General features: G+C 64.7%; 26 protein-coding genes and 4 riboswitches. Of the genes, 12 read left to right on the top strand and 14 right to left on the bottom strand.

From position 1 onward, the window contains the following. Positions 1–31 precede the first annotated feature (31 nt). Together JYK05_RS16390 and JYK05_RS16385 are read right to left on the bottom strand one after the other, a co-directional pair. Positions 32–205 (bottom strand): DUF1328 domain-containing protein, encoded by a 174-nt coding sequence (locus JYK05_RS16390; protein WP_159833772.1) that lies wholly within the window; start codon positions 203–205, stop codon positions 32–34. Between the two features lie 142 nt (positions 206–347). Further along, positions 348–1,496, bottom strand: coding sequence for an OpgC domain-containing protein (locus JYK05_RS16385; RefSeq protein ID WP_206469502.1), 1,149 nt, complete (start codon positions 1,494–1,496; stop codon positions 348–350). A 283-nt stretch (positions 1,497–1,779) separates the two neighbouring features. On the opposite strand from JYK05_RS16385, the gene JYK05_RS16380 reads away from it, so the two are divergent. Continuing rightward, positions 1,780–2,547: a TerC family protein gene (locus JYK05_RS16380; RefSeq protein WP_175941497.1), complete on the top strand. Its 768-nt coding sequence runs from the start codon at positions 1,780–1,782 to the stop codon at positions 2,545–2,547. Positions 2,548–2,550: 3 nt separating this feature from the next. Here JYK05_RS16380 and JYK05_RS16375 read toward each other — a convergent pair whose 3' ends face one another. From JYK05_RS16375 to cbiE, 5 genes are read right to left on the bottom strand one after another with little or no spacing between them, the layout of a single operon-like run. Further along, entirely contained in the window at positions 2,551–2,955 is a 405-nt protein-coding gene (locus JYK05_RS16375; protein WP_175941495.1) for a DUF4186 domain-containing protein, read from the bottom strand. Between the two features lie 6 nt (positions 2,956–2,961). Beyond that, positions 2,962–3,687: a precorrin-4 C(11)-methyltransferase gene (gene cobM / locus JYK05_RS16370; protein WP_206469500.1), complete on the bottom strand. Its 726-nt coding sequence runs from the start codon at positions 3,685–3,687 to the stop codon at positions 2,962–2,964. A gap of 1 nt (position 3,688) precedes the next feature. Beyond that, positions 3,689–4,417, bottom strand: a complete 729-nt coding sequence (locus JYK05_RS16365; protein ID WP_206469498.1) for a cobalt-precorrin-6A reductase — start codon at positions 4,415–4,417, stop codon at positions 3,689–3,691. Continuing rightward, positions 4,414–5,511 carry a cobalt-precorrin-5B (C(1))-methyltransferase gene (locus JYK05_RS16360; protein ID WP_206469496.1) on the bottom strand — a complete coding sequence of 366 codons (1,098 nt, stop codon included), beginning with the start codon at positions 5,509–5,511 and terminating at the stop codon, positions 4,414–4,416. The genes JYK05_RS16365 and JYK05_RS16360 overlap by 4 nt, the downstream gene beginning before the upstream one ends. Positions 5,512–5,529: 18 nt before the next feature. Further along, positions 5,530–6,738 carry a precorrin-6y C5,15-methyltransferase (decarboxylating) subunit CbiE gene (gene cbiE / locus JYK05_RS16355; protein WP_206469494.1) on the bottom strand — a complete coding sequence of 403 codons (1,209 nt, stop codon included), beginning with the start codon at positions 6,736–6,738 and terminating at the stop codon, positions 5,530–5,532. 84 nt (positions 6,739–6,822) lie between these two features. Then, positions 6,823–7,011, top strand: a riboswitch (cobalamin riboswitch). 132 nt (positions 7,012–7,143) lie between these two features. Here cbiE and cobG point away from each other — a divergent pair. From cobG to cobJ, 4 genes are read left to right on the top strand one after another with little or no spacing between them, the layout of a single operon-like run. Further along, the gene (gene cobG, locus JYK05_RS16350; RefSeq protein ID WP_206469492.1) at positions 7,144–8,358 is read left to right on the top strand and encodes a precorrin-3B synthase; all 1,215 of its coding nucleotides are present in this window, start codon (positions 7,144–7,146) and stop codon (positions 8,356–8,358) included. Then, entirely contained in the window at positions 8,351–8,977 is a 627-nt protein-coding gene (locus tag JYK05_RS16345) for a precorrin-8X methylmutase (protein WP_206469491.1), read from the top strand. Before cobG ends, JYK05_RS16345 begins: the two co-directional genes overlap by 8 nt. Further along, the gene (locus tag JYK05_RS16340) at positions 8,974–9,702 is read left to right on the top strand and encodes a precorrin-2 C(20)-methyltransferase (protein ID WP_206469490.1); all 729 of its coding nucleotides are present in this window, start codon (positions 8,974–8,976) and stop codon (positions 9,700–9,702) included. The genes JYK05_RS16345 and JYK05_RS16340 overlap by 4 nt, the downstream gene beginning before the upstream one ends. Further along, positions 9,699–11,342 (top strand): precorrin-3B C(17)-methyltransferase, encoded by a 1,644-nt coding sequence (cobJ, locus tag JYK05_RS16335; RefSeq protein WP_206469489.1) that lies wholly within the window; start codon positions 9,699–9,701, stop codon positions 11,340–11,342. The genes JYK05_RS16340 and cobJ overlap by 4 nt, the downstream gene beginning before the upstream one ends. Here the strand turns inward: cobJ and JYK05_RS16330 are convergent. The 4 genes from JYK05_RS16330 to cobW form a co-directional block, all read right to left on the bottom strand. Then, positions 11,321–11,890 (bottom strand): VWA domain-containing protein, encoded by a 570-nt coding sequence (locus tag JYK05_RS16330; RefSeq protein ID WP_175941465.1) that lies wholly within the window; start codon positions 11,888–11,890, stop codon positions 11,321–11,323. The two genes, cobJ and JYK05_RS16330, sit on opposite strands and share 22 nt — an antisense overlap. 113 nt (positions 11,891–12,003) lie before the next feature. After that, positions 12,004–13,005, bottom strand: coding sequence for an ATP-binding protein (locus JYK05_RS16325; RefSeq protein ID WP_175941463.1), 1,002 nt, complete (start codon positions 13,003–13,005; stop codon positions 12,004–12,006). Continuing rightward, entirely contained in the window at positions 13,002–16,775 is a 3,774-nt protein-coding gene (gene cobN / locus JYK05_RS16320) for a cobaltochelatase subunit CobN (protein WP_206469488.1), read from the bottom strand. Before cobN ends, JYK05_RS16325 begins: the two co-directional genes overlap by 4 nt. Positions 16,776–16,779: 4 nt before the next feature. After that, on the bottom strand, positions 16,780–17,859 hold the full coding sequence (cobW, locus tag JYK05_RS16315; RefSeq protein ID WP_206469487.1) for a cobalamin biosynthesis protein CobW: 1,080 nt from the start codon (positions 17,857–17,859) through the stop codon (positions 16,780–16,782). 125 nt (positions 17,860–17,984) lie between these two features. After that, a riboswitch (cobalamin riboswitch) is annotated at positions 17,985–18,236 on the bottom strand. 55 nt (positions 18,237–18,291) lie between these two features. Continuing rightward, a riboswitch (cobalamin riboswitch) is annotated at positions 18,292–18,540 on the top strand. 15 nt (positions 18,541–18,555) lie between these two features. Here cobW and JYK05_RS16310 point away from each other — a divergent pair. Genes JYK05_RS16310 through JYK05_RS16295 form a run of 4 tightly spaced genes read left to right on the top strand, consistent with a single transcriptional unit; the run spans position 18,556 to position 21,125 of the window. Further along, positions 18,556–18,984 carry a cobalamin biosynthesis protein gene (locus JYK05_RS16310; protein WP_241269990.1) on the top strand — a complete coding sequence of 143 codons (429 nt, stop codon included), beginning with the start codon at positions 18,556–18,558 and terminating at the stop codon, positions 18,982–18,984. Between the two features lie 8 nt (positions 18,985–18,992). Beyond that, positions 18,993–19,595 (top strand): cob(I)yrinic acid a,c-diamide adenosyltransferase, encoded by a 603-nt coding sequence (gene cobO / locus JYK05_RS16305; RefSeq protein WP_206469486.1) that lies wholly within the window; start codon positions 18,993–18,995, stop codon positions 19,593–19,595. Positions 19,596–19,599: 4 nt separating this feature from the next. Further along, entirely contained in the window at positions 19,600–20,898 is a 1,299-nt protein-coding gene (locus tag JYK05_RS16300; protein ID WP_206469485.1) for a cobyrinate a,c-diamide synthase, read from the top strand. Next, positions 20,895–21,125, top strand: a complete 231-nt coding sequence (locus JYK05_RS16295) for a DUF1289 domain-containing protein (protein ID WP_206469483.1) — start codon at positions 20,895–20,897, stop codon at positions 21,123–21,125. The genes JYK05_RS16300 and JYK05_RS16295 overlap by 4 nt, the downstream gene beginning before the upstream one ends. Here JYK05_RS16295 and JYK05_RS16290 read toward each other — a convergent pair. Continuing rightward, positions 21,122–21,886: a CbtA family protein gene (locus tag JYK05_RS16290; protein ID WP_206469481.1), complete on the bottom strand. Its 765-nt coding sequence runs from the start codon at positions 21,884–21,886 to the stop codon at positions 21,122–21,124. The two genes, JYK05_RS16295 and JYK05_RS16290, sit on opposite strands and share 4 nt — an antisense overlap. A gap of 9 nt (positions 21,887–21,895) precedes the next feature. Next, the gene (locus tag JYK05_RS16285; RefSeq protein ID WP_206469480.1) at positions 21,896–22,132 is read right to left on the bottom strand and encodes a CbtB-domain containing protein; all 237 of its coding nucleotides are present in this window, start codon (positions 22,130–22,132) and stop codon (positions 21,896–21,898) included. Between the two features lie 30 nt (positions 22,133–22,162). After that, positions 22,163–22,286, bottom strand: a riboswitch (cobalamin riboswitch). Between the two features lie 27 nt (positions 22,287–22,313). On the opposite strand from JYK05_RS16285, the gene JYK05_RS16280 reads away from it, so the two are divergent. The 3 genes from JYK05_RS16280 (at position 22,314) to JYK05_RS16270 (ending at position 23,687) form a co-directional block, all read left to right on the top strand. Beyond that, on the top strand, positions 22,314–22,889 hold the full coding sequence (locus JYK05_RS16280; protein ID WP_371826451.1) for a histidine phosphatase family protein: 576 nt from the start codon (positions 22,314–22,316) through the stop codon (positions 22,887–22,889). A 72-nt stretch (positions 22,890–22,961) separates the two neighbouring features. Continuing rightward, positions 22,962–23,333: a DUF1428 domain-containing protein gene (locus JYK05_RS16275; protein ID WP_206469479.1), complete on the top strand. Its 372-nt coding sequence runs from the start codon at positions 22,962–22,964 to the stop codon at positions 23,331–23,333. A gap of 39 nt (positions 23,334–23,372) precedes the next feature. Then, complete coding sequence (locus JYK05_RS16270; protein ID WP_175941445.1) at positions 23,373–23,687, top strand: antibiotic biosynthesis monooxygenase; 315 nt, start codon at positions 23,373–23,375, stop codon at positions 23,685–23,687. A gap of 73 nt (positions 23,688–23,760) precedes the next feature. On the opposite strand, the gene JYK05_RS16265 is transcribed toward JYK05_RS16270, so the two are convergent. Beyond that, positions 23,761–24,081 carry a hypothetical protein gene (locus JYK05_RS16265; protein WP_241269988.1) on the bottom strand — a complete coding sequence of 107 codons (321 nt, stop codon included), beginning with the start codon at positions 24,079–24,081 and terminating at the stop codon, positions 23,761–23,763. Positions 24,082–24,095 lie beyond the last annotated feature (14 nt).

Genomic DNA, 24,095 nt, shown 5'->3' with positions numbered 1-24,095 from the left:
GTTCGTCGCGCTCGCGTACAAACGCGCCCCGTCAAAGCACCAGCGACCCCGCCGAAATCGCGACGACCAGAAAGATCACGAACAGCACGAGGAAGATGAAGAAACAGATCTTCGCGATGCCGGCCGCGCCCGACGACACGCGTCCGAAACCGAAGAAGCCGGCGATGACCGAGATGACCGCAAAGAGAATAGCGAGCTTGAGCATGGACGAGCCTTTTTTGTTGTGAACAGCAGGCTCCTTGCAAACCTCATGCCCCGCCGATTAACGGGCGTCGATGCGCAAGACCGTTAGTTGCAAAACAGCGTCCAAAAAGGCACCGTCAAACGGCGGTGCCTTCTTGTCAAACTCAGCGCACGCCGCGCGCCGGATTTTCCGCCGCTGCAACTACAGCAGCGCTCGCCGCAGGAACGCGCGTCCGCATGCCGAGCCAGTTTGCCACCGGCTGGCGCAGACGCGGCACCGAAAGCAGCGCCATGATCGCGACCGCGTCGCCGACCAGACCGGCCGGCACGTTTACGAGCCCGTCCGTGAAGGTGAAGAGAATCGAATCGACCACGAGCGAAATCACCGCGCCCGCGACGAAGCACACCATTCCGTCGCGCCCTACCGCGCCGATCCACGGCAAACGGCTGGCGACGGCCTTCACCACGCCGTAACGCGCCAGGTTGGTCGCGATCCACGCGATCGCGAGGAAATTGACGACGCGCGCGCCCGCCAGGTCGCGTTTGAACGCGCTGTCGAGCACGGGCGGAAGCACGAGCAGCTTGTAGTACGCCATGCCGACGATCACCGCGAGCGCGGCGGCGCTGATCGTCCAACCGAAGCGGTGCGACGCCACGCGCTGATAAACCGGCTGGCAGCGCGCGAGCACGCCGAGCGTGAACATGAGTTGCCAGGCGGCGGGATTGAAGTCCCAGAGGTTATCGTCGACGGACGGCATATATTCGCCGATGCCGGGCGCGAACGACCAAAGCGCGAGACTCAGGCCCAGCAAAACCCACGGCTTCGTGCGCGCGAGCGGCAACACGAGCGGCACCGCCAGCGCGAACAACGCGTACATCGGCAGGACGGCGGCCAGATATGGCTGGCGCTCGAACGTCAGAATCTGCGCGATCGACGTCACCGGTGCCGCCGTCAGCGTGTCGAGGTCGTGCAGGACGAGATTCGGCGCGTGACCATAGAACGGTCGCAGCAGGAAGGTGGCGACGAGCATCAGCGCGGCCGTGATCAGAAACGCGCGGTAGATCTCGAACGCCCGCCGCACGAAACGCAGCCCCGCAGCGCGCTCCGACCCGCGCTGAGCGAGAGACGCGTAAGCGGTCGCAGTGGCGAAGCCGCCGAGAAACACGAAGACCTCGGCGGCGTCGTTCAGCGCAAACGCGTGCAACGTGAAGTGCGACAGCACGCTGCCGCCGATATGATCGACGACAATGATCAAGAGTACGAGCCCCCGGAAGAAGTCGAGCTCGACGAGGCGTTGGGATTGTCCGGACATGCGGCGTGACCGTGTGTGCTGCAGAGTGCAGTAGGTGGACGGAGAGCGGCTCGACAGCGGCCGCATCGAAGCATTGGAGTTTACCCGGATTCGTTGCGGCGCATCATCGGAACAGGAGGACTTTTCCGCCCTAGTTCGCTTATTTGTCGGATTTCGACGGCAAAGTTACCGTTGGAGCGAAGTTCTGCGGAACCAAGCGCCGACGAAGGTTTCAAATAGCTTTCATAATAACGGCTGCACCGGCTAAGATCACGCCTCTTCCCTCCTACGAATAACGCATCGCATGGACTACATCGCCGCCCTTCTCACCGACCCCGCCGCCTGGGCGGCCCTCGCGACGCTCGTCGTGATGGAAGTCGTGCTCGGCATCGACAACCTCATCTTCATTTCGATCCTCACCAACAAGCTGCCAGCCGAGCACCGGGCGCGCACGCAGCGCATCGGCATCGGGCTCGCGCTCGTGATGCGGCTCGGCCTGCTCGGCACCGTCGCGCTGATCGTGCGGCTCACCGCGCCGATCTTCGAAGCGTTCGGCCACGGCTTCTCATGGCGCGATCTGATTCTGATTGCCGGCGGCGTGTTCCTCGTGTGGAAAGCCACGAGCGAGATTCATCATCACGTCACGCACGACGCCGAGGACCACGCCGGGCCCGCATCCGGCGCGCGGCTCACGCCGTTGTCGGCCATCGGCCAGATTCTGCTGCTCGATCTCGTCTTTTCCATCGACAGCATCGTGACTGCGGTCGGCATGACGGAGCACATTCCGATCATGTTCGTCGCGGTCATCGCGGCGGTTTCCGTGATGCTGTTTGCGGCAGGGCCGCTCTCGCGCTTCATCGAACGCAATCCGACCATCGTGATGCTCGCGCTCGGCTTTTTGCTGGTGATCGGCATGACGCTGATCGCGGAAGGCTTTGGCACCCACGTACCGAAGGGCTACATCTACGCCGCGATGGCGTTCTCCGCGCTCGTCGAAGGACTGAACATGCTGGCGCGCCGCGCGACCAGCAAGCGCCGCGTTGCGGTGTCGCGCGAGCAGAAGCCGCACTGAGCGTCAGAAGGGCAACTCGCGCTGCGGGTTGTCCTCGGTTGTCTCAGCGGCAGGCGGCATCGGCTGCGCGCGCAGCCATCGCTCGATGGCATCGACCACATGCCGGCGCTCCGCATCGTCGAGCACTTTTCCCGCCGCGATGCCGTGCCATTTGGCGAGACAGGTCCGGCAGCACGTTGCCGTCGCATGCTGCGCGATGAACACGGGATGCCCGCGAAACGGCGTCTGCTTGCCGTCGTTGAGCGGCGCCTGCGGCGCGAGCCGTTTCGCGATCAATTCATGCGCTTGCGCGACCACCGTTTCCATGCCGCGCTCGCGCAGATAGCGACCTTCGCGCACGCCGAGCGCGAATCGCCGGCGAAACGCGGATTTCGCGAGCGCATCGAATACGGCGTCGAGATCGCGCATGGACGCTCAGTCCTTCGCGTAGAGCGTCGAATCGGCGAAATCGCGCACGTCGAGCACGCGGCCCACGAGAATCAGCGCCGTGCGCTCCATGCCCGATGCGCGCACTTTCTGCGCGATATCGACGAGCGTGCCCTGCACGCGTTCTTCGTCCGGCCAGCTTGCGCGGAAGATCACGGCAACCGGACAGTCGTCGCCGTAATGCGGCAACAGATCCGCGACGATGCGCTCGATATGCCGCACGCCGAGATGAATGGCGAGCGTCGCGCGATGACGCGCGAGGTCCGCGAGCGATTCGCCGGGCGGCATCGATGTTTTCGCCGCATAGCGCGTGAGGATCACCGTCTGCGAAATGCCCGGCAGCGTTAGCTCGCGCCCGAGCGCCGCCGCCGATGCGGCCGTCGCCGTCACGCCCGGCACGATTTTATAAGGAATCCCTATCATTTCCAGTCGGCGAATCTGCTCGCCAATCGCGCCGTACAGCGACGGATCGCCCGAGTGCACGCGCGCGACGTCCTCGCCATTCGCATGCGCTTGCTGCAACAATGCGACGATGGCATCGAGATCGAGTTCCGCCGTATTCACGACGCGATGCGCCCGATGCCCTTCGAGCACGCCTTCCGGCACGAGCGATCCCGCATACAGAATCACTGGGCACGCGCGAATCAGCCTTTGCCCTTTGACGGTGATGAGTTCCGGATCGCCCGGGCCCGCGCCGATGAAATAGACCGTCATGTCAGAGAGAGTCGAGAGCGAGCAGCGCATGAAGCGCGCTCGCGGGGTCGTCGAATTCGCGGTCTGCTTCGGGCAGCAGCGGCCGCGCGAGCATCACCACGGGTAAGTGCCGTTCACGCGCCACCGCGAGCTTCGCCTCGGTCGCCTTGCCGCCGCTGTTCTTGCTGATGACCACATCGATCCGAGCCGCGTCGAACAAGGCGCGCTCGCCGTCGATATCGAACGGACCGCGCGCATCGAGAATGCTGGCGCGCGCCGTCCCTTCGTGTGCGCCGAGACATCGAATGGTCCAGTGCTGCGACGCGGGGATCTCGTCGAGATGCTTGAGCGGCTCGCGTCCGAGCGTAAACAGCGGCCGGCGAAACGGCGCGATACGTTCGACGATGCCGCGCCAGTCGGCCGCATCGCGCCAGTCGTCGCCGGGCTGCGGCTGCCACGCGGCCCGGCGCACGGCCCAGAGCGGCACATGCGCCAGCGTGCAGGCTTCGCGCGCATGGCGGCTCATTTGCGCGGCATACGGATGGGTCGCGTCGATGACGAGCGTGATCCGTTCAGCATGCAGATAATCGACGAGACCCGTCACGCCGCCGAAGCCGCCCACGCGCACGGCACAGGCGAGATCCGTCGGCACGCGAGCGAGTCCCGCGAGACTGTAGACATGCGGCGCACCCATGTTTCGCGCGATGGCGAGCGCGTCGCCCGTTCCGCCGAGCAGCAACGCGCGCGTCATGCGGCGCTCCCGACGATCACGCCTTGCCTGTCGATTGCAAACGTCTCGACGATCACGCCGCTCGGCACGGTATCGAGCGCCACGTCGCGGGCGCGTGCGCAGACGAGGTCGCCCAGCGCGATGCCTTCGGCGCGCGCCAGCTTCAGCGCTTCCTGACTCGTATTCGCCGCGCGGATGGCCGACTGAAGCGCCGCGCTCGCGCCCGCCTCCGCGGCCCAGCAGGCCAACAGCGGCAAGTCGATGCTGGAGCTACGGCTATGCAGGTCCATGTGTCCCGCCGCGAGCTTGCTGAGTTTGCCGAAGCCGCCGCACAGACTGAGCTTCTCGACCGGCGCGCGACGCAGATGCTTGAGCACCGCGCCCGCGAAGTCGCCCATTTCGATCAGCGCGATATCCGGCAAGCCGTAGCGCGCGCGCATCGCGTCTTCGCTCTGATTGCCGGTGCAGGCCGCGATATGCCGCACGCCGTTCGCGCGCGCCACGTCGATGCCCTGATGAATCGACGCGATATACGCCGAACACGAAAACGGCCGGACGATGCCCGTCGTGCCGAGAATCGACAAGCCGCCCACGATGCCGAGCCGCGGGTTCATCGTCTTTTGCGCGAGCGCTTCGCCATGCTCGACGCCTATCGTCACGTCGAAGCCGCCCGCATAGTCCGCGAGCGGCGCGAGCGCGAGGAGATGCTCGGTCATCATCTTGCGCGGCACGGGGTTGATGGCCGGCTCGCCGATGGCGAGCGCCAGGCCCGCGCGCGTGACCGTGCCCACGCCCGGCCCGGCGTGAAAGCGCACGCCCGCATCCGCCGAGAGACGCACGCGCGCGAACACGAGCGCGCCATGCGTCACGTCCGGATCGTCGCCTGCATCTTTGATGACGCCCGCTTCCGCTGCATCGCGCATGCCGTCGACGAGGCGGCAGAATTCGAGCTTCATCGTGACGCGCTGGCCCTTGGGCAACACGATCTCCGCGCGATCGCTCGTTTGCGCGGTCAGCAAGAGACGCGCGGCTGCGAGGCTCGTCGCGGTCGCGCAGCTTCCGGTCGTGTAGCCGCTTCTGAGCGGCGCCGGTTGTTCCGATGTCTCGTCACGCATGATGAGCGTCGAATGCGGTCAAGGCTTGCTTGCGCACAGCAGCGTGATGGGCAACGCTTGCCGCCAGGTATCGAAGCCGCCAAGCGGCTCCGCATGCGCCACGCCGATGCGCACAAGTTCACCGCCATGCCGCGCGCGCCAGTCGACGAGCGCCGCTTCGCTTTGCAGCGTGACCGCGTTCGCAATCAGCCGCCCGCCCTGACGCAGCCGCGACCAGCACGTATCGAGCACGCCCGGCACGGTCACGCCGCCGCCGATGAACACGACGTCGGGCGCGGGGAGGCCCGCGAGCGCGGCGGGCGCCTCGCCCTTGACGAGCTGTAGCGCGGGGACGCCGAGCGCATCGCGGTTATGTTCGATCAGACGCTGCCGGCCCTCGTTCGCTTCGATGGCGATGGCACGGCAGGAAACATGCGCGCGCATCCATTCGATGCCGATCGACCCGCAACCCGCGCCCACATCCCACAGCAGTTCGCGGGGCTGCGGCGCGAGACGCGCGAGCGTGACGGCGCGCACATCGCGCTTGGTCAACTGGCCGTCGTGACGATAGGCGTCGTCGGGCAGGCCGGGCGTGAGCGGCGGACCGGCATGACCCGCATGCGTGCGGCATTCGATGGCCACGAGATTGAGCGACGCCACGAACGGCTCGCGCCAGTCGTCCGCGCGCTCGTCGATGCGGCGTTCGTTCGCGCCGCCGAGATGCTCGAACACGGTCATGCGGCTCGGGCCGAATCCATGCGCCGTCAACAGCGAAGCGATCGCAGCGGGCGTCGCGCCGTCCGCGCTCAGGACCAGCAGGCGCTCGCCGCGAAACACATGCGCAAGCAGCGACGCAACGGGCCGCCCGACAAGCGACACGCAGCGCGCGTCCTGCAACGCCCAGTGCAAGCGCGCAGCGGCCAGTGACAGGGACGAAGGCGCGGGAATCACGCGCATCTCGTCGACGGAAAGCTCGCGAGCGAGCGTCGCGCCGACGCCGAAGAACATGGGATCGCCGCTCGCGAGCACGCATACGGGCATGCCACGCGTGCGCTCGGCAAGCACGGCATCGAGAGAAAACGGGCTGGGCCACGGCACGCGGCGCGCGGCTATACGCGCAGGCAAGAGCGCAAGATGACGCTCGCCGCCGTGTATCGCGCCGGCCTCGACAAGCGCGCGTCGCGCCGCGCGGCTGAGGCCGTGCCAGCCGTCCTCGCCGATGCCTACCACGGTCAGCCAGCTCGACATGGGTCGTCCCCTCCTTGCGGTTCGCGACGCGCTTCATGCGACGATGCCGTGCACGAAGCGTTCTGATGGTCGATAAAAGCGGGCATAATACATCGGTACGTCGGTGCCCAACGGTTCAACCCGCGGGCCTAACAGGGAACACAGCGAAACTGTGGCTGCCCCCGCAATTGTACGCAGCGAGTCCGCGCTCCACTGCCACTGGTTTATACCGGGAAGGCCGGCGCGGGCGCAGACCTGCCAGCCAAGAGACCTGCCGACTCGCGCTTTCCACGCTATACACGCATTATTCGCGCGACGCCGTCCGGGCGGGGTGTACCGGTGGCATCGCCCGAAGCGAGAATCGCACCGGTCACGCTTTTGAACGCTTCTTTTCCGACACCGCGGCCCTCGGCCTGCCCCGGCCTCATGCGCATCGTGCAGGCGCGCGACGGCGGGCTCGCGCGCCTGCGTCTTGCCGGCGGCGAGCTCCATACGCACGCGGCGCATGCCGTCGCGCACGCGGCCGTACGGTGCGGCTCGGGCGTCATCGAGCTGACCAATCGCGCGAATCTGCAACTGCGCGGCATTCGCGCCGATGCCCACGCGGAACTCGTCGATATCGCGCTGAACGCGGGCCTCGGTCCGCAAGCGGAAGGCGGCGACGACGTGCGCAACGTGATGCTGAGTCCGCTCGCGAGCGACGCCACGCGCGGCCTCGCCGCCGCCATCGTCACCGCGATGCAATCCGATGCCGCGCTGCACGCGTTGTCGCCGAAGTTCGCGCTGCAAGTCGACGGCGGCGAACGGCTGGCGATGCTGGATCATCCGCACGATCTGTGGCTTTCCGCGCTCGACGACGGCGCGCGTTACGCGTTCGGTTTCGCGGGCTCGATGCCGCATCGTATAAGCGACCTGCCCGCGCTCGGCAGCATCGCGCGCGAGCATGTCGTGGACTTCGTGCTCGCGGCGCTGCGCGCGTTCGTCGCGCTCGCTTTGAAGGACGAACACCGCATGCGTGACTTGCTGGCGCGAATCGGCGTGACGCGTTTTCTCGCGATGCTTTCGTTCGATCCTATCGACACTACCTGGCGTCGCGCGCCTGTCAAAGACGCGCTGCGCTTCGGCGCGCATCCGATGCCGGACGGCGGGCACGGGTATGTCGCCGCGCAGACGCAACTCGGACGGCTCGACGCCGCCACGCTCGACGCGCTCGCCGATCTTGCTTCGACGCACGCACAAGGCCGGCTCTTGATGACGCCCTGGCAAGGCGTGCTCGTACCCGGCGTCATGCCGCGACATGCTGAACACGTGCTCCACCGCATGAACGCGCTCGGCCTCGTCACGCGCGCGGATCATCCGCTCGCGCGTCTCATCGCGTGCGCCGGTTCGTCGGGTTGCGCGAAGAGTCGCGCTGATACAAAAGCCGATGCGCACCGCCTCGCCGCCCTGCTGCCTGTGCACGACGATGTGCATCTAAGCGGCTGCGAACGCTCGTGCGCCGCCGCGCATCCCGTCGCGAACACATTGATTGCGGTGTCGCCTGGACGCTATGACTTGCGTGTCGACGCGCGCCTCGTCGCACCGAACGTATCTATCGAAGAGGCGGCCGCGTGGCTCGCCCGGAGCCATGCCGATGCTTGACTATATCCGCGACGGCGCCGAGATTTATCGCCAGTCTTTCGCGACGATCCGCGCCGAAGCAAACTTGAGCGCCATTCCGCGCGACCTCGAAAAGCTCGCCGTGCGGCTGATTCACGCGTGCGGCATGGTCGATATCGTCGACGATCTGCGCTTCTCTCCCGGCGCGGGCGACGCGGGCCGCACGGCCCTCGCAGCCGGCGCGCCGATACTCTGCGATGCCCGCATGGTCGCGCACGGCATCACCGAGGCGCGTCTTCCGGCCGATAACCGCATTATCTGCACGCTCGGCGATCCGTCCGTGCCCGAGCGCGCCCGCGCCATGCGCAACACGCGTTCTGCTGCTGCGCTCGAACTTTGGCGGCCGCATCTGCAAGGCGCGGTTGTCGCCATAGGCAACGCGCCCACCGCGCTCTTTCATCTGCTCGACATGCTCGATGCCGGCGCGCCGAAGCCCGCGCTCATTCTCGGCTTCCCGGTCGGCTTTATCGGCGCGGCGGAATCGAAAGCGATGCTCGTAGCCGACAGCCGCGGCGTGCCCTTCGTCGCATTACAAGGACGACGCGGCGGCAGCGCGATGGCCGCCGCAGCAGTCAACGCACTTGCTTCGGAGAACGAATGATGAGCGGACGCCTGTATGGTCTCGGCGTCGGTCCGGGCGACCCCGAACTCATCACCGTGAAAGCGCTGCGGCTTCTGAAGTCCGCGCCGGTGGTCGCGTATTTCGTCGCGAAGGGCAAGAAGGGCAACGCGTTCGGCATCATAGAGGGGCATCTGGACGACGCGCAGACGCGCCTGCCGCTCGTGTATCCGGTAACGACTGAAGCGCTCGAACCGCCGCTGTGCTACGAGACGATCATCAGCGCGTTCTACGATGAAGCCGCGCTCGCCATTGCGGATCATCTCGAAACGGGCCGCGATGTCGCCGTGATTTGCGAAGGCGATCCCTTCTTCTACGGCTCGTACATGTATCTGCACGACCGTCTCGCCGGACGTTTCGATGCGCATGTCGTGCCCGGCGTATGTTCGATGCTGGGCGGCGTGTCCGTGCTCGGCGTGCCGCTCGTTTATCGCAATCAGAGTCTCTGCGTGCTGTCCGGCGTGCTGCCGGAAGACGAGTTGAAGTGCAAGCTCGAAGCATCCGATGCTGCCGTCGTGATGAAGCTCGGCCGCAACTTCGATAAAGTGCGGCGCGTGCTCACCGATCTCGGGTTGGACAAGCGCGCGCTTTATGTCGAGCGCGCGACGATGGCCAATCAACGGATCGTGCCGCTCGATGAAGTGGATCCGATGGCGTCGCCCTATTTCTCGCTGCTCGTCCTACCGGGAAAGAAATGGCAGGCATGAACGCGGCGTCATCGATTGCGATCGTCGTGCTCGGCGAGAGCGCGCTTCCTGTCGCGCGCCGCATTCAGGCGCGTTATCCCGGGTCGCTCGTGCATGGTCTCGCCAATCGGGTTGATGCCGATATCGCCTTCGACGATTTCGGCGCGCACGTGCGAGCGCTCTATCTGGCAGCCACGCCTATCGTCGCGCTGTGCGCGGCGGGCATCGTCATTCGCTCGCTGGCGCCTTGTCTCACGAACAAATGCGCGGAGCCGCCGGTGCTCGCGGTCGCGCAGGATGGCAGCGCCGTCGTGCCGCTGCTCGGTGGCACGAGCGGCGTGAATGTGCTCGCGCGCGAGATCGGCGCGGCGCTCGATGTCATGCCCGCGATCACGACGAGCGGCGAACTGCGCTTCGGCATGTGCCTGCTCGCGCCGCCCGATGGCTACGCGCTGGCGGATATGGAGCGCGGCAAGCGTTTCGTGTCCGACCTGCTCGCGGGCGAAACGACGCGCATCGAAGGCCATGCACCGTGGCTCGATGAGGCCGACTTGCCCCGCGCAGCGGACGCGCGCCTTGCAGTGCGCGTCACGCCGCATGTGATGAACGACGAGAGCAGTCTCATGATTCATCCGCGTTGCGTGGCCGCATGGATCGAAGCGCCGGATGATGCGATTGCTGAACGCGTTCATCATGCATTGCGCGACCACGGACTCTCGCCGCTTGCGCTGGCCGCGCTGGTCGCACCGACAGAAAGCATGACGTTCGATGCGCTCAGCGATGCCGCCAACGCGCTCGACGTGCCCCTTCGCTTCAGCAGCGAACAGCCGCCTAATGACGCGCTTCGCGCCCACGGAATCGCGTTGAGCGTGGCTCACACGCCTCTCGACGTGGAGTCCATCGGTCGCGCGCGTGGCACGTTGACGGTCATCGGGCTCGGCCCCGGCAGCGCAGACTTGATGACGCCGGCCGCACAAGCCGCGCTCGCTTCGGCGCAGGACGTTCTCGGCTATGAAACGTACGTACGCATGGCCGGCCCGTTTCGCGCAGACCAGCGCATCCACATGACGGATAACCGCGAGGAGTTGCAGCGCGCACGCCATGCGTTCGAACTCGCGAGCGAAGGGCGCAAGGTCGTGGTCGTATCGTCGGGCGATCCCGGCGTCTTCGCGATGGCTGCCGCCGTGCTCGAAGCGCTCGACGAGGGGCGCGCGACGCATGCCGAATGGGCCGCCGTGAAACTCGCTATCGTGCCGGGCGTGTCCGCGTCGCTCGCAACGGCCGCGCGCGCGGGCGCGCCGCTCGGCCATGACTTCTGCGTGCTGTCGCTATCGGACAACCTCAAGCCCTGGGACGTGATCGAGTATCGCATCCGGCATGCAAGCGAAGCGGATCTCGCGATGGCGTTCTATAACCCGCTATCGAAGGCGCGACCCTGGCAGTTCGATCGCGCAATCGACATCGTGCGGAAGTATCGCGACGCTGCTACACCCGTCGTGCTTGGCCGCGATGTGGGACGTCCAGCGGAAACGGTGCGCGTCGTGACGCTCGGCGAATTGCACGGCGGTCTCGTCGATATGCGAACGATGGTGATCGTCGGATCGTCGAAGACGCGCGTGATCGGCAACGGCGAATGGGTCTATACGCCTCGCTCGTATTGAAGCGATTGGGCGGGTATATGCTGCGCGCGCCAGTCGAGCGCCAGCGCGTGCGCCCCGTCGACCCGCACGCGTCCTTCCTCGAAATCCACCACGACGATACGGTCCGCCAGCGCGGGCGCCGCGGGCCGTTCGTTGGTGCGTCCATCGCTCAACAGCCACAGCCAGCGGCGTTGCGACCGCTTGCGACGCGCGGCCCGCGCAAGTACCGTCGATGCCGTCGCTAACCCGAGCGTGAGCGGCGTGCCGCCTCCGCCACCAATCGGCGCGATCCAGCGGTCATTGAACCAATGCGCCGTGCCCGGCTGACGACGCACTTCCGCGCGTCCCCCGCCGAAGCACACCAGCGCGACCTCCGCACGTTCGCGATACGCACGGTCGAACAGCGCGATCAGCAAGCCCTTCGCGCGCGCGAGGCGTTCGCCGCCGAGCATCGAGCCGGAGCAATCGAGCACGAAACAATGCAGCGCGGATGCTTCGCCGTGGCCGCGTCGATAGCGCAAGTGACCGGCATCGAAGCGTGCGTTGCGCTTGGCGCGCAGCGTCGCCATCCAGTCGACCGATGCAGTAGCGAGCCCTTCACGCCCATGTTCTCGCCCACGCGAACGCGCCTCCTGCCATCGAAGACGATGCGCGTTCGCATCGGCGTCGGGCCTTCGATGGCTCAGGCTTTTTTTGCGGCGAGCGGCCTGACCTGCTTGACCTTCGCGATGCCGACGGGCTCCGGCGGCATGTAACCCCAGTCGCCGCCTTGCGCGGTATTCGCGCTGCCTTCCGGGCGCTGTGATTCACGAGAGGACACGTCAGGCTCGCGCCGGCGATGCCGCAATACCGCATCGGACACGCAATCGACATGCTTCGTTTCGACGTATTCCGCGCCTTCCAGCGCCGCGAGCGCACGCGCCGCGCGCAGCATCACGAGATCGGCTCGTAGGCCGTCGACATTGGCCGCAATGCACAGCTCGCTCACATGCGCATGCACGACGTCATCGAAATCGAACTGGTCGAGCGCCGCGCGCGCCGCTTCAATACGTTCGGCAAGCGCCGCCTGATTATCCGCGTGCTGCACGCGGAATGCTTCGGCGTCCGAATCGAATGCGAGTCTCGCCTTGACGATCCGCTGGCGCACGTCGGCGTCGAAGCAGTTCGCAAGTTCGACGGCAAGCCCGAAGCGATCCAGCAATTGCGGGCGCAGTTCTCCCTCTTCCGGATTCATGGTGCCGATCAGCACGAACTGCGCGTCATGCCGATGCGATATGCCGTCGCGCTCGATGATATTCACGCCGCTCGCCGCCACGTCGAGCAGTTGATCGACGAGAGGATTCGGCAGCAGGTTCACTTCGTCGACATACAGGACACCGCGATGCGCTTTTGCGAGCAAGCCCGGCGAAAACTTCACGCCGCCATCGCGCAACGCGCTTTGAATATCGAGCGTGCCGATGAGTTGCTCTTCGCTCGCGCCGAGCGGCAAGGTGACAAGTTTCCCTTCCGGCAAGAGTTCAGCGAGCGCGCGCGCCGCCGTGGATTTCGCCGTGCCGCGCGGCCCGCTCACGAGCACGCCGCCCAATGACGGATCGACAGCCGCGAGCAGCAACGCCTGCTGCAATGGCGCTTGCCCGACGAGCGCGGTGAAAGGAAACGCGGGAAAAAATGAGGTTTCGTTCAAGTCTGTCGGCCTTCGAGTTGCTGCTCGACATCGAGCAGATGTTGCGTCACGGACTGCCGATAGTCGCCGGGTTCCTGCCACAGCCCGCGCTGCATCGCTTCGAGCAGACGCTCGCAGATCGACTGGAGCGCGTGCGGGTTGTGCCGCGCGATGAATTCGCGCGTACCGGCATCGTTCACGTAGGCATCCGTGACCAGCGCATATTGATGATCGGAGACGACGCGCGCGGTGGCATCGTAACCGAAGAGATAGTCGACCGTCGCGGCGAGTTCCGACGCGCCTTTGTAGCCATGCCGCTTCACGCCGTCGATCCACTTGGGATTGACCACGCGCGAGCGCACGACACGCGCGATCTCTTCGTTCAGCGTGCGCATGCGCGGCGCGGCGGGGTTGCTGTGATCCGCGTTGTACGCCTGCGGCTGCACGCCCGCCAAGTAACGCACCGCCGCGATCATTCCGCCCTGAAACTGGTGATAGTCGTTCGAATCGAGCAAGTCGTGCTCGCGGTTATCCTGATTCTGAAGCACCACATCGAGTGTCGAGAGCCGCGCGCCGAAGGTCGAACGCGCTTCGACGCCATCGCCGGCCTGCGAATAAGCATAGCCGCCCGTGCTTTGATAAGCGGCGGACAGGTCGGCATCGGTTTCCCATTGCTTCATGTCGATGAGTTCTTGCAAGCCCGCGCCGTACGCGCCCGGCTTCGTGCTGAACACGCGCCAGCCGGCACGCAGCCGGGCTTCCTTGGCATCGATGCCGCGTCCGATCAACTCATCGCGCTCACGCAGAATACGCGCGCGAATCGGATTGACGTCTTCCGGCTCGTCTTCGAGTTCCGCGATGGCCTGCACGGCTGCATCGAACAGATGCATGAGATTCGCGAATGCATCGCGGAAAAAGCCAGATACACGCAGCGTCACGTCGATGCGCGGCCGGTTGAAAATGGAGATCGGCAAAATCTCGAAGTCGGTGACGCGATGGCTGCCCGCCGCCCATTTCGGCCGCACGCCGATGAGCGCGAACGCCTGCGCGATGTCGTCGCCGCCGGTGCGCATGGTGGCGGTGCCCCACACCGACAGACCGATGGCACGCGGATAATCGCCGTGGTCCTGCACGTGCCGCTCGACGAGCATGTTTGCCGACTTGAGCCCGAGCGACCAGGCCGCTTGCGTCGGCAATGCTCGCGTATCGACCGAATAGAAGTTACGCCCTGTCGGCAGCACGTCGGGTCTGCCGCGCGATGGCGAACCGCTCGGCCCCGGCGGAACGAAGCGGCCTTCGAGGCCGCGTTTCAGTTGCAGCGACTCTTGCGGTCCGCATGCATCCAGCCGCGCGAGCAGATCGCCATGCAAGCGTTCCAGCACGCGTTGCGTATGCGGACCGGGCGCAGTTGCTTCGCCTTCAAGAAGTTGCATGGCGAGGCATTCCAGCCGCTCGCGCGTGTCGCCGTGATGACGCCAGGGAGCATCACTCATCGACTGCAATGCCTGCGGACGCGGTCCCTGCCACGGCGCGGCCCAGTCGGCGTCGAGCGGATCGAAGTCGTCGCCTAATTGCAGGTCGCGTGCGAGCGCAGTGATCAGACTTGCATTCGCGCCCTGACCGTCGCCGATCGGAAAACGCCCGAGCGCAAGCAGCGTATCGCGTCGGTGCACACCTTCCGGAGACACGCCGAAAACATGGAGCCCATCGCGAATCTGCGCTTCTTTCAGCTCGCACAGGTAAGCATCGGCGCGCGTGAGCAACGCGTCTTCTCCCGATGTATCGCGCGGGGCATCGAGGCCGAGTTCTTCGTGCAGCTTGTTCTCGACGATGCTCGCCAGTATGGACTTGCGCAACAGCTTCGCGCGTCGAACGTCGACCATCAATGCTTCGTAGTACTCATCGACTTGCCGTTCGAGGTCTTGCAGCGGACCATAGTTCTCGGCGCGCGTAAGCGGCGGCATCAGATGATCGATGATGACCGCTTGTGCCCGCCGCTTGGCCTGACTGCCCTCGCCCGGGTCATTGACGATGAACGGATAAAGATGCGGCATCGGGCCGAGAATCAGATCAGGCCAGCACGATGCCGACAGCGCGACGCTCTTGCCCGGCAGCCATTCCAGATTGCCGTGTTTGCCGACATGCACCAGCGCGTCCGCGTTGAAGCGCATGCGCAGCCAGAAATAGAACGCGAGATAGGAGTGCGGCGGAACGAGTTCGGCATCGTGATAGCTCGCGTAGTCGTTACGCTCGCGCGACCGCGACGGCTGAATGCCGACGAACACGTCGCCGCAGCGATAGCCCGCGATCATGAAGCGGCCGCGCCTCAATGTCGGATCGTCTTGCGGCGCGCCCCACGTCTTTTCGAGCGCGGCGCGCGCATCGGCGGGCAACGCGCGATAAGCGTCGAGATAGTCGTCGAGCGAGAGGCTTTGCAACGCCGGCCGCATATCGCGAACCACGGGATCGTTCGTCACGCCTCGCGTCAACGCAGCGATGAGCGCGTCGCCGCTCTCCGGCAATTCGCCCACGCGATAGCCTTCGCGGGCGAGCATCGACAGGATGCCGATCGCGGATGCCGGCGTATCGAGTCCCACGCCGTTTCCGATGCGTCCTTCGCTCGCCGGATAGTTGGCGAGCACGAGCGCGATGCGTTTCTCGTGGTTGGGCGTATGCCGCAGCTTGCACCAGCGGCGACTCAACTCGGCGACGAAGCGCACGCGTTCGGCATCGGCCTGATAACGGACCACGTCCACTTGCGTCTGCGCACAGTGATACGCGAGTCCCTTGAAGCTGACCGCGCGCGTGATGATGCGGCCATCGACCTCGGGCAGCGCGACATGCATCGCTACATCGCGCGAATTGAGGCCGTGGTTGTCCTTTTCCCAGTCTTCGCGATTGCCGCCGCTCAATATCACTTGCAGGACGGGCGCATCGCCCGCGATGTCGAAGTCTTCGCTTTCGCCGATCACGCTTGCTGCAAACGCAGTCGTGTTCAATACGAGCGATGCGCGATGCTCCATGCACAAGCGCGCGATCACTTCGCGGCTCACGCTTTCCTTGAGGGAAGCGATCGCAATCGGCAGCGGATTCAGCCCTTCCTTTTCGAGCGCTTCGATGAGCGCATCGAATACAGCGGTGTTGCCCGCTTGCAGATGCGCGCGATAAAACAGGATCGCGACGACGGGCGCGCCTTCGGTCCATCGCGCGCGCCAGTCGTCGATTGCGGCGATGTCGCGCTCGGGATGATAGATGGCCACGACAGGCAGCGGACGCGGCGCTTGCGGCGCGCGACCGAAGCCGAACGCGCGATGACCGATCGCGCGCAAAAATTCCTCGGCATTGCCCGCGCCGCCTTCGCGCAGATAGCGCGACAACTCGCGGCAGAACGCGGCCTCCGCGGTGCTCTTGCTGATCAGGTTCGGGTCTTCGGTGAGATCGCCCGAGAACATGGCGAGCATCTGCTTCTCGCGCTCGGCGAGCGCCACGATTCGCTCGATGCCATAAGGCCAGTATGATTCACCGCCGAGATGATCGACGATGACGACGCGCGCATGACGCAATACATCGTCGATATAGAAGTCGACCGATGCGGGCTGGCGCAGAAACGATTGATTCGCGAGCCGCACTTCGGGAAAGCCCGGCTCCAGACGCGGAAACACGCTTGCAAGTAGCGCGAGCGTGGTATCCGCCGAACTCAGCACGACGATCGGTGCGCGCGTCTGCTCGATACGCATGACGCCTGCCGCGTCATCGACAAAACCTCCGGGCGTCGTGCGTAACAGATGCATCGCGTCAGGCCTGCGCGAGCGCGTTCGCCAGCGCCGCGTTCAACGCTATTTGCAGCGTTTGACGATCGAGGTCTTCTCCGATCAGCACGAAGCGGCTCGCGGCTTCGCCTTCGTTCCAGCGCCGGTCGAAATAGCTGTCGAAGCGCCGGCCCACGCCTTGCACCACGAGACGCATGCCCGCGCCCGGCAGCGCGGCGAACCCTTTCACGCGATAGATCGTGTGACTCTCCACGAGCGCCTGCAACGCCGCAATGGCCTGTTCGCGCGATTCCACTTGTCCTTCGACGACGACCGAATCGAATTCGTCATGGTGATGGTCCACGTGGCCTTCGTCGTCGGCAGAACCGTGATGATCGTGGCGAAGATGAATGCTGTCCTCGGACGCCGATTGCAGACCGAGCAGCGCATGCAGATCGAGCTTGCCCATTTGCGCGGGCACGACCTTCACTTGCGGCGGAATCTCGGGCCGCACGAGCGCTTCCACGCGGCGCAGTGCGTCGGCGTCCATGAGGTCGGTCTTGTTGACGATCACGAGATCAGCCGAGGACAGTTGATCTTCGAATAGCTCGTGCAGCGGCGATTCGTGATCGAGGTTCGGGTCGGCCTTGCGTTGCGCATCGACCGCTGCGGGGTTCACGGCGAACTGTCCGCTTGCGGCGGCAGGACCATCGACCACCGTGATGACGGCATCGACCGTGAACGCATTTTTGATGGACGGCCAGTTGAATGCCTGCACGAGCGGCTTCGGCAACGCGAGGCCCGACGTCTCGATCAACACATGATCGATGCGCTCGCGGCGTTCCAGCAACTGCTCCATCACCGGATAAAACTCTTCCTGCACCGTGCAACACAGGCACCCGTTAGCGAGTTCATAGAGATTGCGCTCCGAGGACCCGGCTTCGTCGTCGCAACCGATGCCGCAACCCTTCAGGATTTCCCCGTCTATGCCGAGCTCGCCGAATTCGTTCACGATGACAGCGAGGCGCAAGCCCTGCGCATTCGACATGATGTGGCGCATCAAGGTGGTCTTGCCGCTGCCGAGAAAGCCGGTCACGACCGTGACGGGTATCTTGCGGGTTTGCATCGTCGCTCCGTGGCTCGTGTATGCGTGCGTCGTGCGTGCGTCGCGCGAGGAAGGTATCGCCGGCGAGATCTGCGGGAAAAAGCGCACGACTGATGGATCATGGGACATGCCGCATCCCCGCGGCGTGGGCCCTGCGAAAGTCTGGCCGGTATCCGGGCTTGGGACCTCGTTGCGCAGCCTTCCTGCCGTGTACCGACAGTGGCTTCGTGCGCAACGCGCGATATCGTACTCGCCGATACCGCCGGTCGCTTACCGTTGCGGGGGCAGCGCAGGTTGGCGCGCGTCCGATCGCATGATGGAGCGATGCGCTTCCTGCTTCCCGTTTAACTGCGCGCGAAAGAAGCTCGCACGCGGGCACCAGAACTGCGTGAAGTCTAGGCTCCTCACGAAGGAGCGTCAAGGAAAGCGCCGCCGAAAAGCGGGGGCATGTGGTATCGTTGGCGCGCGACTGGTGCTCGCGCGTTCACACGAAACGCGCAGTTAAACGGGAAACAGGAAGCGGCGTCTTCACGATCATGCAAGCGCTCGCCAACCTGTGCTGTCCCCGCAACGGTACGCGACCGGCGGTATCGGCTTGCACGATATCGCGCATGGCGCACACGGCCACTGCCCGTTCACGGTGGGAAGGCTGCGCGATGACGGCCGCAAGCCCGGATACCGGCCAGCGCAGGGGACGAAGCGCATCTCGCCATCGTGATGCCTTCGCCGAACGCCGCCATCCGCGAGGGACGCATGCGCGGCGCACGCATTCCGTCCATTCGTTCGATGATGCTTCCTTGCGTGAGCCCGCGCCATCTCGCCGTCGGCATCGGCTGCAAACGCGGCGTAAGCGCCGATGCGATTGAAGCGGCCGTGCTTCGTGCGCTTCAAGCAGCGGAACTCACCTTCGCGCACATCGCGGTGGTCGCGAGCATCGACATCAAACACGACGAAGCCGGCTTGCGTGTCTTCTGCGAGCGTCATGCCCTGCCATTGCGCCTTTATCGCGCGGACGAGCTCGCGCTCATGCCCGCCGAGGGCGTGTGCGAGCCTAGCGCGCTGCTCGCAAGCGATGGCGGAGAGCTTGTGGCGCCGAAGATGATCGACGGTCACGTGACCGTCGCCATAGCAACGAAGAAAGCCTGAAAGAGCCCATGAAAACCGATACGGAATCGCATCTGCGCATGACGCAGCGTCGCAAGGAAGGCCACGAAAAGAAGCAGGCCGCCGCCGATCACGAGAAGGGTCTCCTGATCGTCAACACAGGCAATGGCAAGGGCAAGACCACGGCCGCTTTCGGCATGGCCGTGCGCGTGCTCGGGCACGGCATGAAGCTCGGCGTCGTTCAGTTCATCAAAGGCGCGCTGCATACGTCTGAGCGCGATTTTCTGAGCGCGGTCGCCAATTGCGATTTCGTGACGATGGGCGACGGCTATACATGGAACACGCAAAACCGCGAGGCCGACATGGCGACCGCGCGCAAAGGCTGGAACGAAGCGCGGCGCATGATCGAGAGCGGCGAATATCAGATGGTCGTGCTCGACGAGCTCAACACTGTGCTCAAGTACGAGTACTTGCCGCTCGACGAAGTGCTCGATGTTTTGAAGGCGCGCCCCGCGATGCTGCATGTCGTCGTGACGGGGCGTCATGCGCCGGATGCGCTCGTCGAACTGGCGGACCTCGTCACGGAAATGCGGCTCGTGAAGCATCCGTATCGCGAGCAGGGCGTCAAGGCGCAACGTGGCGTCGAGTACTGACCTCATGCCCTCCTGCCCCGCACTCTTCATCGGCGCGAGCGCGTCGCACCAAGGCAAGACCACGGTGACGGCCGCGCTTGCGCGGCATCATGCGCGGCGTGGCCTGCGCGTGCGCGTATTCAAGACCGGTCCCGATTTTCTCGATCCGATGATTCTCGAACGCGCATGCGGATCGCCCGTCTATTCGCTGCATCTGTCGATGGTCGGTCTCGACGCATGCCGCGCGTTGCTCGCACAGGCCGCGCGCGAGGCCGATCTCATCTTGATCGAAGGCGTCATGGGTCTCTTCGACGGCACGCCGAGCAGCGCCGATCTCGCGGCCGCATTCAACGTGCCGGTGCTTGCGGTGATCGGCGCGCATGGCATGGCGCAGACGTTCGGCGCGGTGGCGTTCGGACTGGCGCGTTATCGCGCGGACGTGCCGTTCCATGGCGTGCTCGCCAATCGCGTTGCATCGGCGCGGCATGCGCAGATGTTGGCCGAAGCCATCCCCGATGGACTGCGCTATTGCGGGCATCTTTCGAATGCAGAGGACATCGCGCTGCCCGAGCGTCACCTGGGCTTGACGCAGGCGCAAGAAGTCGCGGGACTGGATGCGCGTCTCGATCGCGCCGCCGATGCCATTGCCGCTACCACGCTTGCCGATCTACCGCCGCTTGTGCGCTTCGAGGACGCGAAGCCTGAAGCGCCGCCGCGTTTGCTCGAAGGCTTGCATATCGCCGTGGCGCGCGATGCCGCGTTTTCATTCGTCTATCCGGCCAATATCGACTTGCTGCACGCAATGGGCGCGCGCGTGAGCACCTTCTCCCCGCTCGCCGATGAACCCGTGCCCGCCGATGCCGACGCCCTCTATCTTCCCGGCGGCTATCCGGAACTGCATGCGTCCACGCTTGCCGCGAACCATCGCACGCGGACAGCGATTCAAGCGCATGTGGCGCGTGAAAGAACCGTCGTCGCTGAATGCGGCGGCATGCTGTATCTGCTCGATACGCTGACGGACGTGGAAGGCACGAAGCATGCAATGCTCGGTCTTCTGCCCGGCAACGCCTTCATGCAGCGCCGTCTCGCGCGTCTTGCAATGCAAAGGCTCGATACCGCGCATGGCGCGCTTACCGGTCACACGTTCCATTACTCCACGCTCGATACACCCATGCAGCCGCATCTGTTTTCGAAGCATGCAACGACAGGCGCCGAAGGCGAAGCCCTCTTTCGCCACGGTCCGATCACGGCCACGTATATGCACGCGTATTGGCCATCGAATCCGGCCGTCGCCGCGGCGCTCTTTCGCGGTGAATCGCTATGACGATCATCGACCTCGCCTTCACCATTGCGCGCGCGAAGTCGCAAGAGCCGGTCGGTTCGCCCTGCACGGGCGTATGCAAGATCGATCCCGCACACGGTCTGTGCGCGGGATGCTTCAGGAGCCGCGAAGAGATCAAGTCGTTCCGTTCGATGGACGATGCCGCGAAACTCGCGCTATTGGATGAATTGCCCGCAAGGCAAGCGGCATTGTCGCGAGAAAACGCTTAGACGGCCGCCACTTTGCGCAATGCGGGCCGCTCGAGTTCGCGGGCAGCGAGCGCGCCGAACACGAGCCCGAGCGTTGTCCAGATGATGACCTGAATGCCGATGGCTGCGACGCGAAAGTCCCAGAGCAACGACGCGGAGAAGCCGGCCGGCACTTCTTCGATACGCGGCAGCGCGAACTGCGCGAGCAGCATCGACGCGATGTAGAAAGCGGCTGCGATCATCGTTGCGTTCCACTCGCCGCGCCGCACGCGCAGCCGCCTTTGCAGCGCAACGGCGAACACCGCTGCCGCGATGGAGAGGGCCAACATGCCGAAGAACAATGCGGTGCGCGGACCGATCGTCGCCGCGTTGCCGACCGAAGGCGGGTTCGGCGGATACTTCAGGAAAGGCACGACCGCCACGCTTAAGAAGCCGAATAGCGCGAGCAACGCCGATGTGCCGCGCGCATGCAATGCGCCGAGCCGTCCATAAGCAAACGCGAAGACGAGTGAGAAAATGCCGCCGAGCGCAGCGCTGAATACTGCCACGCCGGTAAAGAGGCCGAGACCCGCCTGCGTGTCCCGGCTCACCAGCTCTTCGTCGCCGTCGTGATCGTGGGAATGAGCCGTGGCCTCCTGATGGCTATGTCCATGCGCATGTTCTGCTTCGAACGCGATGGCTTGCGCAACGAACGGCTCACCGACGATCTTCGCAAAACCGAAGCCGAGCAGGCCCGCGACGAAACCCGCGATCATGCCGCGTATCAACAAGCTGCGAATCATGGCGCGCCCTTAGTGGCAGGGAAAGCCGAGCAAGTGCCGGCCGTCATGCACGAATTCGTGAACGACCATGCCGGAGAAGATCGACGTCGCGCCCTGCTCCGCGCCGACGAAATAGATAGCGATCAAAAGGATCAGGCCGATGAACACGGCCCAAGGCACGACTTCACGTACCGGAATAGGCACCGGCGCATCAAGGGCGGGCGAAGCAGAAGCGGCGGCATAAACCGGCGCGTGAGCGACATTCATTGATTTTCTCCGAGGGAAAAGCGCGTCCCAATAGACGAAAGAGCTTGCAGCGGGGTCTGACTCGCGGACCGTCGTTCTCACGAAAGCCGCTTACAGTGGCGCGACCGTGCCGGGCTTGCACCGGCTTCCTCGCACTGCAAGCTTGCCATTCTAGGACGATTGCGGGCAAAGTAAAGCAACGATGCGCCCATTGCCTCCTTCATTGAACGTCACGCTTCTCTGCCACGCCGCCACGCACGCGATGAAAACCGCCCGCTTTCCGACGGGCGACGAGCCGCCTGCATGGGATGACCGCGCGGCGCTTGCACAGCGCTTCGCACGCTTCGACGGCCGCGTGATCGCGAGTCCCGCGCCCGTTGCCCGCGCGACGGCCGCATGGATAGCATGCAGCGTCGAAACGTGCGACGCCTTCAGCGATATCGACTACGGCCGCTGGCGCGGGCATTCGATACGCGCCATCGCCGAGAAGGACCCTGAAGGCATGAACGCATGGCTCGCGAATGTCGCCGCGCGGCCGCACGGCGGCGAGAGTATTGCGATGCTGTCCGAACGCATTGCGAACGCGCTGGCAACTCTTGTGAACGACGATGCCCGCACCGGACGTTATTTGATCGTCACGCATGCCATCGTCGTCAAAGCCGCACTGGCGCATGTGCGAGGCGACCCGCTCGAATCTATCTTCGCGATGGACTTCGCGCCCCTGTCGTCCATAACGCTCGACTATGACAGACAGCGCGGCGTCTGGACCGTGGCCTGAACTTCGTCGCGCGGCTCAAGCTCCAATGCAATTGACGGGATGACGCTGTCGATACCGCTCAAGGAGGCTCACATGGCGCACTATGTGGATGGATTCGTCGTACCTGTCCCCATCGGCAAGATCGACGCGTATCGCGTCATGGCCGAAGAGGCGGGCAAGATATGGCTCGAACACGGCGCACTGCAATTCGTCGAGAGCATTGCCGACGACGTGAAGCCCGGGAAAGTCACTTCATTCCCGCAGAGCGTGCAATTGAAGGAAGGTGAAACGATTGCGTTCTCGTGGATACTCTATGAATCGCGCGAGCAGCGCGACGCAGTCAACGCAAAGGTCATGAATGACCCGCGTCTGAAGGCGATGATGGAGCACGGCGAGCCGCCTTTCGATGCGAAGCGCATGTTCTTCGGCGGCTTTTCGACGATAGTCGAACTGGCGCGCTCTTAAGCCTTCGTTCGTTCAATCACCACAAAGGGAAACGTCGACATGTATATCGCCATGAATCGCTTCAAGATCGTGCCCGGCGCAGAAGCCGACTTCGAGCGCCTATGGACGAGCCGCGACACGCATCTCAAGGACGTCGCCGGCTTCGTCGAATTTCATTTGCTGAAGGGCCCGGCCAAGGACGATCACGTCCTCTATTCGAGCCACACGATCTGGGCGAATCGGGCGGCGTTCGAAGACTGGACGCGGTCCGACGCCTTTCGCGCCGCGCATCGCAACGCAGGCGGCGAGACGCGCCAGCTCTATCTCGGGCACCCTGAATTCGAAGGCTTCGAAGTCATTCAGACCGTCAAGTAGCACGTTTCTTTTACACGTTGATGAAAGAATGTGCTTAAAGAGCGTCTGCCATGACCGCTTTCGGCGCTTCGAATCAGGCCTTGGCTCCGCGCGCCATGCGCTGCAAGGTAGAGAAATCGATGGCGGCGGCGCAAATGCGCACCGCCTCTTTTAGCGTACGCGGCCGTCCCGCGCCAAATTCCGTCTCCAGCATGGCCACCGCGCGCACGCGTTCCTCGTTGCCGAGCTGCTCGCCGGTCGCCATTTCGAGGACGGAGATGAAATAAGCGGCGGGCGGCGCGGCGCGCCCTTGCACAGAAGGCGCCGGCGCCCGCGCCACCGCAAGGTCGTTGCTATGGGCGGTTCGGTATTCTGCCGGCCATGCCGCCCGGTCGGTGTCGATTCGACTGTTCATTGATCTGTTCATTC

The organism is Caballeronia sp. M1242 (assembly GCF_017220215.1).
In the GTDB taxonomy this organism is placed as follows: domain Bacteria; phylum Pseudomonadota; class Gammaproteobacteria; order Burkholderiales; family Burkholderiaceae; genus Caballeronia.
Note: the sequence above shows the minus strand (reverse complement) of the source record. Positions and strands in the feature narration are given on the sequence as shown.